The following is a 19115-nucleotide window of genomic DNA, read 5'->3' as shown; positions in this document are numbered from 1 at the left end:
GAAAACGGCGGCGGTTTTTCGAAACGGTTCTTATAAAACGGGCGGATACCAGAGTGGCCAAATGGGGCAGACTGTAAATCTGCTGTCTTTCGACTTCGGTGGTTCGAATCCATCTCCGCCCACACGTAATCCGGTGTATACCGGCATGATTTTGCGGAAGTAGCTCAGTCGGTAGAGCATTAGCCTTCCAAGCTAAGGGTCGCGGGTTCGAATCTCGTCTTCCGCTCTGATTTCACAGGGCCGCTCATAGAGCGGTTTTTTTGTATCCTGTTACATACGCTAATCCCGAACGACATGGTAAATATACTACGAGGAGCCTGCAGAATTGCTGTTCTTGCAATTTTCGCGGGGCAGTATTCGTGTATCGACAAGCAATACGATCTGTCCGATCTGGATACGGACGATATTACGATCGGAAACGACCTGACCCTGCCGCTCGGGACGGGAGTCATTTCTGCGGGAGATATTATCAACGTCGGGGATAACGACGAGATCACGATCGACGACGCCGGAAATTACGTGGCGCGGTATTCCGGCGGGATCGACGTGGATATGCCCGGCGGAGTGGGCTTCGGGGATTCCGAATTTCCGGAATCCCGGCTCGACATTCCGCTCGTCCCGGGAGAACATCCCCACGATTATCCGGAGGATGCCGAGATCGAACTCGGCGAATCCGCCGTCGAACTCAACCTGACGACGGACGATATCGCCCGGCTCGATTCCGTTCTGTTCGATAACCGCAACGGGGCGTCGCGCCTCGGACTGGAACTTTCCGTCGACAACCTTCGGCTCGACGGCGGAGATGCCGAAGTGGTGTTCCGCGCATCTTTCCCGGAAGGATACCGCCTGGCTGCCGAAACCGGGCAGGATGGCAGTTTCACCGGTTCCGAATATACTTGTACGATCCCGATGCGGGAACTGGCCGGCAGCCAGAAAACGGTACGCCTCCTGTTGCAAAAAGCGGTCGTCGGCGCGGACGACCGGATCGCGTATAACGCTTCGCTCCGGATCAAAAAGGGTTCTTCGCTGTCCGTTTCGGGGAGTCCCGGGCTCCGAATTTCAGGGGGGATCTCGTCGCCCGACTTCCGGGTGATTTACGGATTGATCGACGATAATTTTACGGCGGGACAGGTTGACATCGCGACCGAAGGACTCGACGACCTGTTCGACGGCGACGACAACGTGCTGAGCTTTGCCGATCCGCGCATCCGACTGACGGCGCAGAGCAACATCGGAATCCCGCTACGGGCATCGTTCGCGATGACTTCGGTCAACGATCGCTCCGGCGCTACGGAGTCGGTTACGGTCGACCGCATCACGATGAATGCTCCCGGCGCTTACGGACAAACCGCCGTCAGCAATATCTGGCTCGGCGCTTCCGACCGTGACGTTCCGGCGGAATATACGTTTGCGGCATGTCCGGTCAACGATCTGATCCGGATCTCTCCGGACGATATAGCGATTCGTACGGAGGTACGCACGGATACCGACTTGACCGATTCGCGCGCCTGCTTCTATCCGAAAGACGCTTTCGCCCGGATCGCCTACACGGCCGAGATTCCGCTCGCTCCCGCCGCCGATTTCCGAGGACAGACCGATCAGACGGTCGACGAAGTATTCGACGCGGATCTGATCGATTACCTGTTTTCCGGCGGCTCGGCCGAAATTTACGGTCGTGTGACCAACTCCCTGCCGCTGAATTTCGATATGAACCTGATCGTTACGGATGCGGCGGACGTTCCGGTCGGAATCGATTTCGAGCCGCAAAAGGTCAAGGGCGGCGGTCTGGGAACCGACGGCGAAGTCAGCGATGTATCGTTCGTCATTACAGAAGCGGACATGCCTAAAATGAAAAATGCCCGTAACCTCCGCATCCGGCTCGAAGCTTATTGCGACGACGCGCTGGCCGGACGGCACCTGCGACCGGATCAGCAGGCCAAGCTGACGCTGAAACTTCGCAAGAGCGGAGGAATCAATATCACCACCAACGAATAAGACAACCGAAAGAGGTTATAAACTCCCGACCCGATTATGAAGAAATTCCTATTGCTCGCCTGCTTGTCGTGCGGTTTTCTGACGGCTGCGGCACAGCAACTGCGCACCGCATATTTTATGGACAAGGCTACGCTGAGAACCTCGATGAATCCGGCCTTCCGTCCGGTCCGGGGATTCGTTGCCATCCCGGCCGCGGGTTCCGTTTCGGCGATGTACGCCTCGAACGGCATGGCTCTGGGCGATCTGTTTTACCGGACAGACGGACGCCTGGTGACTTTTATGGACCCGTCGGTTCCTGCTGAATCTTTCCTGCGCAGACTTAAGACGAACAACCAGTTGAATGCCGACATAGCGACCGAGATCGTTTCGGCCGGCTGGTTTTCCGGGCACGGTTTCTGGACGATCGGTATCGGAGTCAAGGGAACCGTCAGCGGCAACGTTCCCAAATCGCTGTTCGAATTCATGAAATACGGCTCGGGGCCGGAAGGAACGACTTACGATATCAAGAAACTGCACGTATATGCCGACTTTTACGTAGACGTATCGGTCGGATACTCGCACCCGCTGAACGGTCGTTGGACGATCGGCGGAAAATATAAGTTCTTGGTCGGAGCCGGCAATGCGGACGTCTATTTCAATAATCTGCACGCCGTTATGAACGGGGACGCATGGCGGATTACTTCGGAAGGGTATATGTCCGCTTCGGTACAGGGGCTGCGCCCGAAATTCAGCACCGACAAGAACGACCGGGAATACATCGACGGGTTCGACTATCATTCGCCCGGAGCGGCCGGTTACGGAAGCGCCATCGATTTCGGAGCGACCTTTAAAGTACTGGACAATTTTACGGTTTCCGGAGCGGTGATCGATTTCGGATTCATTACGTGGAGCAAACGCTCGACGGTCAACGGCGCGGCAAAGGGCGATTTCGATTTCGACGGTTTCGACCTGCCGATCGGAGACGATCAGCCGGACAACTCGATGAGCGACCAGATGGACGACCTGACCGGCAACCTGCAAAACCTGTTTCATTTTTCGGAGACCCCTTCGCGGAGTCGCACTACATTGCTGCGCAGTACGATCAACGTGGGCGCCGAGTATTCCGTAGCGCAGAACCGGGTCGGCTTCGGCCTGCTTTCCAGCACCCGCATCTACAAGCCGAAAATCTATACCGAACTGACCGCTTCGGTCAATTATCGTCCGATCGACTGGTTCGCCGCGACGGTCAGCTATTCGTTCGTTCACAGCGCTTTCAAGACGTTCGGTTTCGCGCTTAACTTCAGCCCGTCGTGGATCAACTTCTTTGTCGGCAGCGATTATATGTTTACCAAGGTGAATCCGCAGTTCATTCCGATCAAAGCTTCCGCGGCCAATCTGTACTTCGGGCTCAGCGTTCCGCTCCGGAAAGAACGGCAATGTCGGCGGTAATCGAATTTCTTCGTACATAATTCGGGCTAAGTTTTGGTATTTTAAAAATAAATATTACTTTTGTCCCCGCAAAACCAAAGGTGCCGCACCCGAGGTTTCGATATGAAATATTGCTGTTTTAGCTCAGTGGTAGAGCACTTCCTTGGTAAGGAAGAGGTCACGAGTTCAAGTCTCGTAAACAGCTCACGGTCATAAAAAGGACGCTTTTCAGCGTCCTTTTTACGTATTCCGTTCGACGGACGATTTTAGATTCGCTTCGTTTGCGAAAGGGCGATTCGGTAACATTATTTTTCAATCGACCGTTCCAGTTTTTTCGCCGGAACCGCCCAGGCGGTCGCTACGACGACGTAGCAGCCGATCGAGACCGCGATATGGACGAAGATCGCCGCGATACTGAGTTGGTAGAGCGCTTTTTTCCTGCCGTTGTTCAGCGTCACGGCGACCGGATCAGGGCGCGTTCCCGCATCCGGAAGGCAACGGCGCTCGCAAACAGCACCCCGCCGCTAAACGCTTCCTGTCTTCCTTTTTGCATCGAGTCGTTTTCGGTACGCCTGTGCAAATTATGTTCCGTACCGGCCGAATCCGCGATCCGTTTTCGTTTTTAAAGGGCGTAAAACGAGCCGTTCCGTAAAAAGGCGGAAAAATTCCGAACGACAGTCGGCCGTGTTCGATTGTGTTATTTCGGAAAAATATCCTATATTTGATACCGGCAGCAGACCGGAGTACGTAGCGCTCCGGTACGAAAAAGAAACTATCGTGCGCGAAGCGAATGCCGACGGCGTATTCAAAGACGAGATTGATGAGCCGGACGGACTGCGCCACGGCGACGTTTTCCGTGCCGGACAAAAAGTAATAACGATATGAAGATAACGAAGATATTGTGCCTCACGGCGACGGCCGTGCTTGTTACGATGCACACCCGTGGCGAGGAGCGCGCTTTCGATCCGGTAGAATACGCCAATCCGCTGATCGGAACGCAGTCTACTTACGAACTGTCGACCGGCAATACCTATCCGGCGATCGCCAGGCCGTGGGGCATGAACTTCTGGACGCCCCAGACCGGCAAAATGGGAAACGGCTGGATTTATGTTTACACGGCCGATAAGATCCGGGGATTCAAACAGACGCACCAGCCCAGTCCGTGGATCAACGATTACGGACAGTTCTCGCTGATGCCCCTGACCGGCCGCCCCGAATTCGATGAGAACAAACGGGCAAGCTGGTTTTCGCACAAAGCCGAAACGGCCAAGCCGTACTATTATAGCGTTTATCTGGCGGATTACGACGTAACGACGGAAATCACCCCGACCGACCGGGCCGCCATGTTCCGTTTTACGTTTCCGAAAGGGGACTCGTACGTAGTCGTCGATGCTTTCGACCGGGGTTCCTTCGTGCGCGTCATTCCCGAGGAGAACAAGATCATCGGCTATACGACCCGCAACAGCGGCGGCGTTCCGAAAAATTTCAAGAACTACTTTGTTATCGTTTTCGACAAGCCTTTCACGTTCTGCAAAACGGTCGTCAACGGTTCGATGACCGATGCTTCGGAGCAAACCGGCGATCATACGGGAGCCGTCATCGGATTCGGCACCCGGCGCGGAGAGGTCGTGCATGCGCGGGTAGCCTCTTCTTTTATCAGTTTCGAGCAAGCGCAGCTGAACCTGCAGGAACTCGGCCGTAACTCGTTCGACCGGATCGTCGCGCAGGGGAAATCGGCCTGGAACGAAGCGATGAGCCGCATATACGTAGAGGGCGGCAGCGACGACCAACTGAGCACGTTCTATTCCTGCCTGTACCGGTCGCTGCTGTTTCCGCGGAAATTTTACGAGATCGACGCGCGGGGAACGGTCGTTCATTACAGTCCGTACAACGGGAAGGTGTTGCCCGGCTACCTGTACACGGATACCGGTTTTTGGGATACGTTCCGCAGCCTGTTTCCGCTGCTGAACCTGATGTATCCGTCGCAGAGCCGGGAGATGCAGGAAGGATTGCTGAACACCTACCGCGAGAGCGGTTTTTTCCCGGAGTGGGCGAGTCCCGGTCACCGCGGCTGCATGGTGGGGAACAATTCGGCTTCCGTACTAACGGACGCTTACCTCAAAGGCGTGAAGGTCGGGGATGCGGAAATGCTGTACGAAGGGTTGGTGCATGGCACGCAGGCCGTTCATCCGAAAGTGTCTTCTACCGGACGCCTCGGATACGAATATTACAACCGCCTGGGATACGTTCCCTACGATGTCAAAATCAATGAAAGCGCCGCGCGCACGCTTGAATATGCTTACGACGACTGGTGCATTTCGCGACTGGCCGCAGCATTGGGAAAGCCCCGGTCAGAAGTCGAGTTGTACGAGAAGCGGGCGATGAATTACCGGAACCTGTTCGATCCGGAGACCCGTCTGATGCGCGGCCGCAACCGCAACGGGGCGTTTATGAGCCCGTTCTCGCCGCTGAAGTGGGGCGACGCTTTCACGGAAGGGAACAGTTGGCACTATACCTGGAGCGTTTTTCACGACCCGCAGGGGTTGGTCGATCTGATGGGCGGTCCGGACGGTTTCGTGCAGATGCTGGATTCGGTATTCAACGTTCCGCCGCTGTTCGACGACAGCTATTACGGCGGAATTATCCACGAGATCCGGGAGATGCAGGTGATGAATATGGGAAACTACGCTCACGGCAATCAGCCGGTGCAGCACATGATCTACCTGTACGATTATGCCGGCCAGCCGTGGAAGGCGCAGTACTGGCTCCGCGAGGTGATGAACCGTTTGTACAACAGCCGGGCGGACGGCTACTGCGGAGACGAGGATAACGGGCAAACTTCGGCTTGGTATGTCTTTTCCGCCCTCGGTTTTTATCCGGTCTGTCCGGGTACCGACCAGTATGTAATGGGAGCGCCGTTGTTCCGCAAGGCGGTGCTCCGATTCGAAAACGGGAAGTTGTTCACGATCGAGGCGCCGGAGAACGGCCCCGGGAACCGTTACATCCGCTCCGCGTCGCTGAACGGAGAAAAATATACGAAAAATTACCTTACCCACGGCAATCTGCTGCGGGGAGGTAAATTGCAGGTGAAGATGGATCGCGTTCCGAATAAAAAGCGGGGAATCGCCCCGGAAGATTTTCCGTATTCGTTTTCGACGGAAAGGAAGCATCCGGTATCGCCCGGGCAACCGGCTGACAAATAATACAATGAGGCCGTTGACTGGCGGGAAGAGCCGTTTCGGGAAAATCGAGGATTCAGTTTAACAAAATATCGGACAATATTTATTTAATTTACAATGATCTTATAAATATAAAATAGCGGATTTTTCGAAAGATTGTGCTATTTTTATTATAGCAACAGCCCAAAAAAAGGAATTTTGCACGGAGTGTTTGAAAAAAATGTTAATTTTGTCTCGTTGCTTTCGGGCGACGAGCTTGTTTGAACACGGAAAGTGTTAGGCTTTATTCTCGTTGATAGAATCTGGTAAATTCAAAAGAATGGAGAATAAGCAAAATTCTCTCACGTCCTATACTGTTAAGTATAGCGTGGGCTGTTGCTTATTTAACATTCGCAGGTTTGCCAGAACCTTATCAGCTTGAATAAGTCTACAGGCCCACGCTTTTCTTTTGTTGCAAAAAACCGGAGGGGCGCCGGTTGTAAATCGGTTTTGCGGTTATGGAAAGATATGTCATTTTGGAAATTTATCATTTGCCGTCCGGTAATGACATGGCGAGCGCCGTTATAGTCCGGGATGACGATCGCACGCTGAAGTACAACGTACTGCTGCAGTCTAAGCCGAATCCCGGAAACGACGGAAAAAAGCCTGTTATGGTGTGCAAATTCAACAAGGCGTGCAACAGCATCGAGACCCAGTTCATTTGTCATGCCTCCGACAATTCCGAATTATCCAAATGGACTAAAAATACCGTTATAATTAACGATTTTTAAAATAGATTTATTGTAAACCCGCCCGTCAGTCGGATTCGGTCAGACGGATCTGTTGTCCGTCCATGGCGATCTTCCCCTGTTTCATCAGGTAACCGGCGCTGCGCTTGAACGTTTTTTTGCTCATCCGAGTAAGTTGCCGGATCTTTTCGGGTTTACTGTCGTCATTCACCGGCAGCGCATTTCCGTTTTTACGCAGGATCTCCAACAGCCGCTCGGCCGATTTTTTAACTTCGTCGTACCCCTGGCCCTGCAAGGCGAGGTCAACCCGATTGTCGTCGGTAATGCGAACGATGTAAGCTTTCATTCGATCGCCGACCGCTACGGGCTGGAAAATCTGGTTGCGGTAGATCATACCCCAATGCCGGTCGTTGATCACGACGCGGAATCCGATCGGAGTCTCGGTGGCTATCAGGATATCGACTTCCTCGCGCGGGGATACCGTCAGCTCGACGTTGTTGATAAATCCTTTCAGGTAAGTCGTCGCAACGACGCGTCCGGTAATGTTGTCCGTATAGAGGTAGACCGGATACTTTTTCCCGATATCCAGGCGCGACGACTGATTCCGGTTGGGCAGGAACAGGTCTTTGGCCGGGAGCCCCCAGTCCAGAAATGCTCCGTGAACCGTTTTATCGACCACTTTCAGGCAGGCCGTCTGGCCGACCGTCGCCAGCGGGCGTTCGGTCGTAGCCACCAACCGGTCTTCCGAATCGTGGTAAACGAAAACTTCCAGCGAAATCCCGGGTTTGTAATCGACGGATACGTAACGATTCGGCAACAGCACTTCGTTCCCGTCTTCGTCCGCGAGATAGAGTCCGTAGTCCGAAATCCGATTGACTTTGAGCGTATAATAATGACCTGCTACCAACATGATGGAAATTATTTTTCGTAAAAATAAGTTATTTCCGGCACATATCATCTTTTTTAGCTCAATAAACTTGCCGGCGTTACCGTTAAATCGGGATTGCGCGGCTTCGCCGGGGCTTCCGGTAGCGAATATTTTCGTATCTTTGTACGTTAATCAGAAATCGAACACCTATGAAATACGTTATCTGTACGCTCCTGCTGACGGTTTCCGTCGCGGCTTGCGCCCAACCTCCGCTGATGCCTGCGACGACCGATCCGTGCGCTCCGGTCGTCGTTCCGTCGCTTCCCCGCGAATTGAATTTTGCCGGCGAGCCGGTGCCGCTCGGAAATTACGATACCCGTGAGAGCCTGCTGCGCGAAGTGCTGACGACGATGTACCTGCACTCGCGGACGACGCAAACGCTGCTGGCGACGACGCGCTACTTTCCGGTGATCGAACCGATCCTGAAAAAATACGGTATCCCGGACGATTTCAAATACCTCTGCATGGCCGAAAGCGGACTGGATCCGGATGTCCGTTCCGGAGCCGGGGCCGCCGGACTGTGGCAATTGATGCCTCCTTATGCCAAATCGGCCGGACTGTTCATGTCCGGCGGCGTCGACGAACGTTACCATATCGAACGGGCGACCGAAGCCGCCTGCAAGTATTTGGCGGATGCGAAAGCCCGTCTCGGCAGTTGGACGCTGGCGGCGGCATCGTTCAACGCGGGGATAGCCGGCGTCTCCAGGCGTCTCGAAAAACAGGGCGTGAATTCCTATTACGACCTGTTTCTGCCCGACGAGACCATGCGGTATGTTTTCCGGGTACTCGCTTTCAAACTGATCGCTTCCGACCCGGAAACCTACGGATACCGGATCGCACGGGAGGACTATTATCAACCGTTGACCGATTACCACGAGGTCACCGTGGACAATGCGGCCATCGACTGGTCCGCCGTAGCGCGCAGCAACGGGACGACCTACAAGATGTTGCGGGAACTGAACCACTGGATACGCGATTACGATTACGATAATAAAGCGCGCCGCAGTTTCGTTATCAAGGTGCCCAACGGAGGATTCCGTACCGACGATTAATCCGGACGCGGGGCGTGAAGAAAATACAATGTCTGAGAACAATACGATAAAAATATACGGAGCGCGGGTACACAACCTGAAAAACGTGGATGTGGAGATTCCCCGCGATTCGCTGACCGTCATAACGGGGCTTTCGGGCTCAGGGAAATCGTCGCTGGCTTTCGATACGATCTATGCCGAAGGACAGCGCCGCTATCTGGAAACGCTGTCGACCTATGCGCGGCAGTTCGTCGGAACGATGGAGCGTCCCGATGTGGACAAGATCACCGGGCTGAGTCCCGTGATCTCCATCGAGCAAAAGACTACGAACAAAAATCCGCGTTCGACGGTCGGAACGGTAACCGAAATCAACGACTTCCTACGGCTGCTGTTCGCCCGCGCGTCGGATGCCTATTCTCCGGTAACGGGCGAAAAGATGGTACACCATACCGACGATCAGATCGGCAATCTGATCCTTCGGAACTTCGACGGTCGGAAAATCGCCTTGTTGACTCCGCTGGTGCGCGGTCGCAAAGGACATTACCGGGAATTGTTCGAAGGATTGGCTAAAAAAGGCTATCTGTATGCCCGGGTCGACGGCGAAATCCGAGAAATTTTCGCGGGGTTGCGACTCGATCGTTATAAGATCCACTACATTGAACTGGTCGTCGACCGGCTCGTCGTGAAACCGGATGTCCGCAGCCGTTTGCTGAAAAGCTTGCAGGAGGCGATGCGGCAAGGGAAGGGCACGATGATGGTGTACGATTACGACGACGACAACGTCCGGTTTTACAGCCGGCACCTGATGTGTCCCACCAGCGGAATCGCGTTCAACGAGCCGGCTCCGCACTCTTTTTCGTTCAATTCGCCTCAAGGGGCCTGCCCGCACTGCAACGGGCTGGGCGAAGAGGCCGTGTTCGATATGGAGCGGATCGTTCCCGACGGCGGCAAATCGATCCGCGACGGCGGGGTCGAACCGTTGGGGCGCTACCGCAACAACCTGCTTTTCGCCGAATTGGAAGCCCTGGGACGGAAATACGACTTTACGATCGACGATCCGATCGAATCGCTGAACGAGGAGGCGCTGAATGCCGTGTTGTACGGAGACAGCGAACCGTTGCGAATCGATGCGCGCGAATTGGGCGGTACGGGCAATTACATGGTTTCGTGGGAAGGCGTAGCGGATTATATAGAGAAGCAGCGCGACGATTCTGCGTCCAGCAAAGGGGACAAATGGAAGGAACAATTCGTCGTCCGGCGCGTATGCAGCGTCTGCGGAGGCAGCCGGCTACGCAAGGAAGCGCTCTATTTCAAAATCGACGGAAAAAACATCGCCGAATTGTCGGCGCTCAGTATCGAGGAATTCGCCCTCTGGATGGAAGGCATCGAAAAACGCCTTTCGAAAAAACAGGAGCAGATCGCACACGAAATCCTGAAAGAGATCCGCGAACGACTTCGTTTTCTGCTGGACGTCGGACTGGGCTACCTGTCGCTGAACCGCAGTTCGCGTTCGCTGTCCGGCGGGGAGAGCCAGCGGATCCGACTGGCGACTCAGATCGGGTCGAAACTGGTCAACGTGCTTTACATCCTCGACGAACCGAGCATCGGATTGCATCAGCGCGACAATATCAAACTGATCAACAGTCTGAAGGCATTGCGCGACGCGGGGAATTCGGTAATTGTCGTGGAACACGACGAAGACATGATCCGCAATGCCGACTGGGTCGTGGACGTAGGGCCGCGAGCCGGTGTCCGCGGCGGAGAGGTCGTGGTATCCGGAACGTTGCAGCAGGTTATGGAGTCCGGCGGAATCACGGCCGATTACCTGACCGGCCGCCGGCGGATCGAACTGCCCGAAAAACGCCGCACGGGGAATGGAAAACACATCGTGGTGCACGGGGCGAGGGGAAATAACCTGAAAAATATAACCGTCGATTTTCCGCTCGGCGAAATGATCTGCGTGACGGGGGTCAGCGGCAGCGGCAAATCCTCGCTGGTAAACGCCACGCTGCGGTATGCCATTGCCCGTGAACTCTACAACTCCTATGAACAGCCGCTCGAACACGACCGGATCGAGGGTATTGAGCACATCGACAAACTGATCGTCGTCGACCAATCGCCGATCGGGCGGACGCCGCGCAGCAATCCGGCGACCTATTCGAACGTCTTCGGCGATATCCGCAAATTGTTCGAATCGACTCCCGACGCCCAGATCCGCGGATTCAAAGCCGGACGTTTCTCGTTCAACGTGAAAGGGGGCCGTTGCGAAGCCTGCCGAGGAGCCGGCGTACAAACGATCGAGATGAATTTTCTGCCCGACGTCTACGTCAAGTGCAACGTCTGCGGCGGACACCGCTACAACCGCGAGACGCTCGAAGTAAAATATAAAGGGAAGAACATCGACGACGTGCTGAACATGACGATCAACCAGGCGGCCGCATTTTTCGAAGCGATCCCGTCGATTCACATGAAACTGAAAGCAATCCAGGACGTGGGCCTCGGATACCTGCGGCTCGGCCAGCCCTGTACGACGCTGTCCGGCGGCGAAAGCCAGCGGATCAAGCTGTCGACCGAACTGGCCAAACGCGATACCGGCCGGACGCTCTACATTCTGGACGAGCCGACTACCGGGCTTCATTTCGAAGATGTGCGCGTATTGCTGGACGTACTGAACAAGCTGGTAGACAAAGGGAACACCGTGATTGTGATCGAACATAACCTGGATGTGGTCAAGGTCTCGGACTACCTGATCGACATCGGCCAGGAGGGCGGTTCCGGAGGCGGGCGCCTGATCGCAACCGGAACGCCGGAACAGGTCGCCTCCGTTAAGAAAAGCTATACGGGACAATTCCTGAAACCGTTATTGAAACGTTAACCTTCTGTCGCTGTTGCGGACAATGCGATTCGCGGCTGTCCGCGATCCTATTCTCATTGTTGAAAACAAGTTGACAAACTATAAACAAAAGAGCGCTTTATGTTTATAAGCGCTCTTTTGTTGTTTGTAGTTTTATCGAAATCGGTCGACAGAATGTTTACAACCTGTCGATAACTACCGTCCGTCATTTGAACGGAGAGTCCGGCTCTTTGGCCATGTGGTTGTAATAGAGCTTATCCAGCAATCCGGGCGCAAATTTTTTAATCAACATCGTAGCCCTTCCGTTGAATTCCATCAACAGGGTGCGTTTGCGACGGCTGATTCCCCGAACGATCCGGTGCGCGACTTCGGCCGCGCTCATCATCTTCTCTTCCTCGCGCGGAGATTCGCCCTGAACCGATCCGTCGGCCGTCAATGCCGAGAAGCGGACATTCGACGCCGTGAAGCCGGGGGCCGCGATCATTACGTGCACGCCTCTTTTCAGGTTTTCAATACGGATAGTCTCCATAAATCCCGTCATCGCGTATTTCGAAGCCGAATAGCCCGTGCGTCCCGGCAAACCGTGGATACCGGCCACCGACGATACGCCGACGATCGATCCCTTCGAGGCTTGCAGATAGGGTAGGGCATATTTGGTGCAGTAAACGGCTCCCCAAAAATTGACGTCCATCAGCTGACGAAGTACATCCAGGTCGACGTCGTCGAACAACGCGCGCATCGAGATCCCCGCATTACAGATCAAAATGTCGATCCGGCCGAATCGTTCGACCGTCCGTTCGATCAGCCGTCTGCAATCCGCTTCCCGGGTCACGTCGGTCGCCTCATAAACGGCTTCCGTTCCGCGCGTCTCCAAATCTTCGGCGATCCGGGCCAACTTCCCTTCCGATCTCGCTCCGAGCGCGATTTTTGCGCCGTGCGAAGCGAATTCATAAACCAGCGCATATCCGATTCCGGACGACGCCCCGGTAATAATTACTACTTTATCTTTAAAATTCATCGTATTAATCTATTTTACATAAACAAATTCTTTATATAAAAAAATGCCGTTTGCAATCTACACCTGAAGCAGTCCGAACGAGCGCAATATATCCCACTTTTTCGACAGGTAGAATGCGACGAACGATTCGTCGCTATACGTACCGAAAAGTTTGGAGGCCTGTCCGAACGTAACGGTCTGCGACAGATCTGCAGCAAGCGACATGATTCGCAACAGAAAAGCGGTCTCGTGCGGTTTGAACCGGACGACTTTGGCACCGGAGGCTCCGTACAGCGCAATCCCTTCTTCGCTGCGTTCCGGCGGCAGGCCGATCCAGATTATCCGCGCTTTTTCGTTGTATAGTCTGGCGGCGTCGGGTTTAATCAGTTGGTCGGCGACCAGGGTCGCGTCCACCGTCGCGGGAGGCACTTTCCCGGCAAACCATTTGTGCACCGGCCGGTCGATGCCGCTGCCGTACATGTAATTCGCCAACGCTTCATTCAGCGCTTCTCCTACCTGGCGGATGTTGTATCCCCGGTTTTCGACGAACGCCACTTCGTTATTGGCAAACAGATGCACATGGGCGTTGCGCCGTTTGACTCCGTACTCTTCGGGATTCCGCCCGCTCGGGCTGTGGACGGTCATCGCATAACGGTGCCAAAATGCCGAATGCACCAGTTCGGCGCGAAACAACTGCCGCACGACTTCCAGCGAATCGACGCTTTCCTGCAGTGTCTCGGTCGGGAAGCCGTACATCAGGTACGTGTGCACCAGGATTCCTGCGTCGCATAAATTCCGCATGGCAAGGGTCGCCTGTTCGATATCGACGCCTTTGTTCATCATCTTCAGCAAACGGTTCGAAGCGACCTCCAGGCCGCCCGACACCGCGATGCAACCCGCTGCGGCCATCAGTTGGCACAGATCGCCGGTAAAACTCTTCTCGAAGCGCACGTTCGTCCACCAGACGACGTTCAGCCGCCTGCGCAGGATTTCGATCGAAATCTCTTTCAGCAACCGGGGCGGGGCGGCTTCGTCGACGAAATGGAAGCCGCGACTGCCCGTCTGAGCGATTACCTGCTCCATCCAGTCCACGAAACATTCGGCCGGAACGCTGTCGTACCGGCGGATATAATCGAGCGAAGTATCGCAGAACGCACATTTCCCCCAATAACAACCGTGCGCGATCATCATTTTGTTCCAGCGGCCGTCGCTCCACAGACGATGCATCGGATTGGTCACCTCCAACAGCGACAGGTAACGGTCGTGCGGCAGGTCGGCAAAATCGGGACAACCGCGTTGCAGGTGCGTAATCGTTTCGTCTCCTTCGTGATACCCTTCTCTCGTATAAGTATGCAACAGCTCTCCGGAAACGAGGATTCTTTCGAGCGCCGCTTCCCCGTCGTCCAGAATCACATAATCGACGTAGTCGAAAATCTTTTTGTCGCTCATACTGCGCAGTTCGGTCGTCGGATATCCTCCGCCGACGATAATCCGGATCCCGGGATAGCGGTTGCGGATAAATTGGGCGCAGCGCAACGTGGCGAGCAGGCAACCTGGAAACGGCACCGTGAATCCGACGAAAGACGGTCGCAGGACTTCGATCCTCTCGCCTAATAATTCGTTCATCCGTTCTTCGATCGGATTCGGCGGAAGCGCCAGTTCGGCCTCCAATTGCGCGAACGATTCGATTGCCAGCGAAATCCGTTCGCCGTAACGGACGATCTCAAAATTTCCGGTAACCGTCGCGCGGATGAAGTCGCTGATATCCTGCATGTAAAGCGTACAAAGAAACCGGGCGCATTCGGTCGTGCCGAGCGTTCCGAAATAATCGCCGAGGTCCTCGACGGCCCCAAACCGGGCGGCTTGCGGCAGATACTCTCCGGTACAGATCCGGGTGGCCAGCGTGCCGTCCTTTCCCCGCAGAAAATCCGTTACGGCGTCCACGGTCGCCGTGTAGCGCTCCCGCATCCGGTAAATCAGCCGAATATTTTCGTCCTCGCTGCCGGGATAACGATCGAAAAGCCGTTGCAGGAATTCTTTCGTGAAGATCGCGCCGATCAGTTCGATCGACAGGTCGAACTGATCGACCGGGAAACCTTTCCGTTCCAGGTATCCTTTCAGGTAAGCCGTTGCCGGATAGGGACAGTTGACCTGGGTAAACGGCGGCGTAATCAATAACAGTCTTTCCATGCGGTTAATCGGGTATCTCGACCGTCAGTCCGTCGTAGGCGAAATGCACCCCTTCCGGCAATGCCCTTTCCTCGGTCGCATGACGGCCCATTTGGTGGGAAATATGGGTCAGGTAGGCGGCACGGGGCGACACCCGATAACAGATATGCAACGCTTCGTCCAGCGTGAAATGCGACAGGTGATGTTCTTTTCGCAGGGCGTTGATAACCAGCGTATCCACTCCTTCGATCTTTTTGAGCTCGCGGTCGTCGATGCGGTTCATGTCGGTCAGGTAGGCGAGCCGGCCGATCCGGAATCCGAAAACGGGCAACTTATAATGTATGCCGCGGATCGGAACGATTTCGGCGTCGCCGATCCGAAACGGAGCGTCCGGCAGAATCGTATGCAGCCGGATCTCGGGAACCCCCGGGTAGGGATTTTCGGAAAACGCATAGTCGAAATCCTGTTTCACCCGCCGTTGCACCCGCTCTTCGGCATAAATATCGACTGGCTTGCCGGTAACGTAATTGAAAGCGCGCACGTCGTCCAGCCCGGCTATATGATCTTTGTGTTCGTGTGTCAGCAGGATGCCGTCGAGCTTACCGACCGATTCGCGGAGCATCTGCTGCCGGAAATCCGGCCCAGCATCGATTAGCAGGGTAGTCCGGCCGGTTTCCACGAGGGCCGATGTTCTCAACCGTTTGTCGCGGCTGTCGTCGGAACGGCAGACCCAGCAGCCGCACGAAATAACCGGCACGCCCTGAGAAGTCCCCGTTCCTAAAAAAGTAAGTCTGATCATAAATCGTCTCGCAAATTTAACTTCAAAGATAGCAAAAAATTATCCCCGTCGAACGGGCGGCCGGCAAAACGGAAAAAGGCGCGGAGAATTTCCGTGCCTTTCCGATCGGTTTACAGTGACCGCATCCTTATTCGCGCTTCCTGCGGAGGAATTCCTGCATCGCCCTGCGCGAATTGTTCTCGCCCTCTCCGGATTGAACGTGTCCCAGAGGCAACTGCTGAATATGCCTGTCGCACGGCAGTTGGTTGAACATCGCATAAACCGTCGTCGGCGGACACACCGAATCGATCATGCCTACCGTCACGTACGTGGGAACCTTTACGTGACGAGCGAAGTTGACAAGGTCGTAATAGCGCGCCGCTTCCAGTCGTTTCGGATCGGGTTTCCCGTTCGGAGTATTCGTAACCAGCTTCGGCCAGCAACTGACCCGGCCGACCAGCATACCGGTATGGTCGCACATCCCCGGAATTTCAGAACAAACCAGGTCTACCCGGGGATCGAGGGCTCCGGCGATGATCGCCTGCGCTCCGCCCTGGCTGCAACCCTGCACGATCAGGTTCTCGCCGTCCCACTGCGGTTGGACGGTGATTACGTCGATGGCTCGCAGCAGACGCATGATCATTTCGTGGAAAAACATCGTATTGCGGTCGTCGCGTCCGAACAAAAAATAGTTATGCAATTCGCCGTCTTCCAATTGGCGGTAATAGGAGTCCGGCCGACCGTTCGGCAGCCCGTGCACGTTAAAGTCGAGGACGCACAACCCGTCCTTAGCCCAGTAGGCCGCCCAGTACAGCCGCGAGCTTTTCACTCCGGCCCCGTTCAGCGTGACCAGCGCGGGCAGGGATTTGTCCGCAGCCCCTTTCGGGTAAGCATAGCAGGCGGAAAAGTTTCCAGCCTGGCAGTCGGCCTGAATGTCGAACATTTCGACCGACGGATCCTCCGGATACGGCACCCGGGTCACCCGGATGTTCATCGGTATTTTGGCTTGCTTCTTTATCTCGCGTTTCCAATAGCTCATAAAATCCTTAGGCTCCGGCATACTGGGCGCGATCTGCTCCGGATCGACGGCCGCGCCGGCCATCGCATGCAGTTCGGTTCCCTGAGGCGTCGCGTAACGCGCCATGCACTGGAAAAAACCGGGTTCATGCAATACGTTGCCGCCCAGCACCGCTTTCCCGTCCCGCATCGCCACTTGTCCTTCGGTTTTCGGATCCCAGGTGTCTTTGGTGACGCACCACGCCACCCGGTCGCCGCTAACGGGAGCGCCGTCCTTTTCGAGCGTGACGATGAAACGGATCTCATCCCCCCGGGCATACAAGGCATCCGGGCGGTCGGTGACAACAATCAGCCGGTAACCGTCCGCCTCGTTCAGTTCCCATTGCGCGCAAAGCGGCGCTGTCGGCAGAATGCCGAGCAGCAGCGACAAATACTTTGTCATTTTCATGAGTTCGTAGCTTTATGGTTATTCGGAAGTTTAAACTCTATTGTTTGGTGATCCGGTTCAGCCATTTCAGCATCGAGAACATCACGATCATCGAGATCAGGCAAACGACCACGAACATTCCCCAGGTGAGCCAGATCGGGATCGTCTGGTAAAGAACGGCCCCGATAAACAGCAGTTGATTGCCTATGGCCGTGGCACCGAGCCACCCGCCCTGCATCAATCCCTGGTATTGCGGCGGAGCCACCTTCGACACGAACGATATGCCGAGCGGACTGATGAATAGTTCGGCGATCGTCAGTATCAGGTAAGTGCCGATCAGCAGAAACGGGGTGACGCTTTCCGAATCGGGCAGTCCTCCCATCGCTTCGACCTCGGCCGCCGACGGAAGATTCAGCGAGCCGAGCATCATGACCAGGTAGGCCGTTGCGGCGATTCCCATCCCGATGGCGATCTTAGCCGGCGTGGACGGTTCCCGGCCGTTGGCCCGCATCCATCCGAAAAACGCCAGCACCGCAGGCGTCAGAAATACGACGAAAAACGGATTCATCGACTGAAATATCTCTGCGGAAAGATCGAGCGAACCGATTTTCAGCAGCGTGTAATCTTTTGCGAAAAAAGTAAGCGTCAGCCCGTTCTGGTGAAAAGAGAACCAGAAGAAAATAACGACCGCATAAACGGCGATCAAAGCCCATATCCGTTTTTTCACTTCGGCGGCGGCCATACGCACCGTATGCGGGTCGGAAGTCGCTCCGGAAGCGGTCAATTTGCGGGGGTCGGGCAGCTTCCGTTTGTTGGCCAGGTAAATGACCAGCGAAATCAACATGGCGAAAATAGCGATCCCGAAAGCAAAATGGAATCCGGTGGCGAAAGCGCCCAGATACCCGTCGGCAAATGCGGTCATGTCGGTCGGAGCGCCGTTTTTGCTGACCGTTGCGGCGAGCTCCTGAAACCGCGCCGTAGCTTCCGGCGAAAGCGAGTTTCTCAGGAAACCGTGGCACAACTCCGGCAGATCCGGGTCGTACAGGAATCCCTGCGAGGACAACCAGCCGTTTCTCATGCCCACGGCGGCGAGCGGCGCGAAAATAGCTCCGACGTTGATAAACATGTAGAACAGCGAAAACCCCGAATCCCGCATTTTTTCGTATTTCTCGTTATCGTACATCTGTCCTACCAGAGCCTGTAAGTTGCCTTTGAACAGACCGTTGCCGAAGGCGATCGTAAACAGGCCGACACAGGTGACGGTCAGGAACAACGGTACGTTCCGGACCGGAGTCGGCGTAGGGACGGCGATCAGCAGGTATCCCAGCGCCATAACGATCAGCCCGACCAGAATGGTTCCCTTGTAATTCCGGGTCTTATCGGCGATCAGCCCGCCGACGAAGGCGAGAATGTAGATCGAAAAATAGAATACCGAGTAGATCAGTCCGGCATTGGTTTTGTCGAGTCCGAATTTGGACATCAAAAACAGCGTGAGGATCGCCATCATGGTATAAAATCCGAAGCGCTCGCCCATATTGGCCAGCGCAGCGGGAAGCAATCCCTTAGGGTGGTTTTTAAACATAATACATCAGTGGTTTAGGTTGG

13 protein-coding genes and 3 tRNA genes are annotated in these 19115 nt (G+C 55.1%); 9 read left to right on the top strand and 7 right to left on the bottom strand.

The genetic code is table 11. From position 1 onward, the window contains the following. Nucleotides 1–39: 39 nt before the first annotated feature. From C1A08_RS10185 to C1A08_RS10165, 5 genes are all read left to right on the top strand, one after another. Nucleotides 40–122: transfer RNA gene (locus C1A08_RS10185), tRNA-Tyr, on the top strand. Nucleotides 123–153: 31 nt separating this feature from the next. Continuing rightward, nucleotides 154–226 (top strand) — tRNA-Gly (locus C1A08_RS10180). Between the two features lie 68 nt (nucleotides 227–294). Beyond that, nucleotides 295–1995: a DUF4621 domain-containing protein gene (locus C1A08_RS10175; RefSeq protein WP_101573247.1), complete on the top strand. Its 1701-nt coding sequence runs from the start codon at nucleotides 295–297 to the stop codon at nucleotides 1993–1995. A gap of 36 nt (nucleotides 1996–2031) precedes the next feature. Further along, entirely contained in the window at nucleotides 2032–3423 is a 1392-nt protein-coding gene (locus tag C1A08_RS10170; protein ID WP_257937104.1) for a DUF5723 family protein, read from the top strand. 112 nt (nucleotides 3424–3535) lie between these two features. Then, a tRNA-Thr gene (locus C1A08_RS10165) sits at nucleotides 3536–3607 on the top strand. Nucleotides 3608–3707: 100 nt separating this feature from the next. Here the strand turns inward: C1A08_RS10165 and C1A08_RS13275 are convergent. Beyond that, on the bottom strand, nucleotides 3708–3860 hold the full coding sequence (locus tag C1A08_RS13275) for a hypothetical protein (RefSeq protein WP_180951570.1): 153 nt from the start codon (nucleotides 3858–3860) through the stop codon (nucleotides 3708–3710). Nucleotides 3861–4283: 423 nt separating this feature from the next. Here C1A08_RS13275 and C1A08_RS10155 point away from each other — a divergent pair, with 423 nt between their 5' ends. Both C1A08_RS10155 and C1A08_RS13270 read left to right on the top strand, forming a co-directional pair. Further along, nucleotides 4284–6605, top strand: coding sequence for a GH92 family glycosyl hydrolase (locus C1A08_RS10155; protein ID WP_101573243.1), 2322 nt, complete (start codon nucleotides 4284–4286; stop codon nucleotides 6603–6605). A 473-nt stretch (nucleotides 6606–7078) separates the two neighbouring features. Beyond that, on the top strand, nucleotides 7079–7351 hold the full coding sequence (locus tag C1A08_RS13270; RefSeq protein WP_101573241.1) for a hypothetical protein: 273 nt from the start codon (nucleotides 7079–7081) through the stop codon (nucleotides 7349–7351). Nucleotides 7352–7376: 25 nt separating this feature from the next. Here the strand turns inward: C1A08_RS13270 and C1A08_RS10145 are convergent, their stop codons facing one another. Continuing rightward, the gene (locus C1A08_RS10145; RefSeq protein ID WP_101573239.1) at nucleotides 7377–8219 is read right to left on the bottom strand and encodes a CvfB family protein; all 843 of its coding nucleotides are present in this window, start codon (nucleotides 8217–8219) and stop codon (nucleotides 7377–7379) included. Nucleotides 8220–8386: 167 nt separating this feature from the next. On the opposite strand from C1A08_RS10145, the gene C1A08_RS10140 reads away from it, so the two are divergent. Together C1A08_RS10140 and uvrA are read left to right on the top strand one after the other, a co-directional pair. Next, nucleotides 8387–9289, top strand: coding sequence for a lytic transglycosylase domain-containing protein (locus C1A08_RS10140; protein WP_101573237.1), 903 nt, complete (start codon nucleotides 8387–8389; stop codon nucleotides 9287–9289). A 28-nt stretch (nucleotides 9290–9317) separates the two neighbouring features. After that, entirely contained in the window at nucleotides 9318–12143 is a 2826-nt protein-coding gene (uvrA, locus tag C1A08_RS10135; RefSeq protein WP_101573235.1) for an excinuclease ABC subunit UvrA, read from the top strand. A 184-nt stretch (nucleotides 12144–12327) separates the two neighbouring features. On the opposite strand, the gene C1A08_RS10130 is transcribed toward uvrA, so the two are convergent. The 5 genes from C1A08_RS10130 to C1A08_RS10110 all read right to left on the bottom strand — a co-directional run bounded on the left by C1A08_RS10130 (nucleotide 12328) and on the right by C1A08_RS10110 (nucleotide 19092). Beyond that, on the bottom strand, nucleotides 12328–13140 hold the full coding sequence (locus C1A08_RS10130) for an SDR family oxidoreductase (protein ID WP_101573233.1): 813 nt from the start codon (nucleotides 13138–13140) through the stop codon (nucleotides 12328–12330). 57 nt (nucleotides 13141–13197) lie between these two features. Beyond that, the gene (locus C1A08_RS10125; RefSeq protein ID WP_101573231.1) at nucleotides 13198–15309 is read right to left on the bottom strand and encodes a B12-binding domain-containing radical SAM protein; all 2112 of its coding nucleotides are present in this window, start codon (nucleotides 15307–15309) and stop codon (nucleotides 13198–13200) included. A gap of 4 nt (nucleotides 15310–15313) precedes the next feature. Then, nucleotides 15314–16087, bottom strand: coding sequence for an MBL fold metallo-hydrolase (locus C1A08_RS10120; RefSeq protein ID WP_153498401.1), 774 nt, complete (start codon nucleotides 16085–16087; stop codon nucleotides 15314–15316). A 127-nt stretch (nucleotides 16088–16214) separates the two neighbouring features. Beyond that, complete coding sequence (locus tag C1A08_RS10115; protein ID WP_180951569.1) at nucleotides 16215–17525, bottom strand: acetylxylan esterase; 1311 nt, start codon at nucleotides 17523–17525, stop codon at nucleotides 16215–16217. 43 nt (nucleotides 17526–17568) lie between these two features. Further along, nucleotides 17569–19092, bottom strand: a complete 1524-nt coding sequence (locus C1A08_RS10110) for a peptide MFS transporter (RefSeq protein ID WP_055206335.1) — start codon at nucleotides 19090–19092, stop codon at nucleotides 17569–17571. Nucleotides 19093–19115: the final 23 nt, after the last annotated feature.

It is taken from the genome of Alistipes sp. cv1, from assembly GCF_900240235.1.
Taxonomy (GTDB): Bacteria; Bacteroidota; Bacteroidia; order Bacteroidales; family Rikenellaceae; genus Alistipes_A; species Alistipes_A hominis.
The sequence above is the reverse complement of the archived record's forward strand: the minus strand, read 5'-3'. Positions and strand labels throughout refer to the sequence as shown.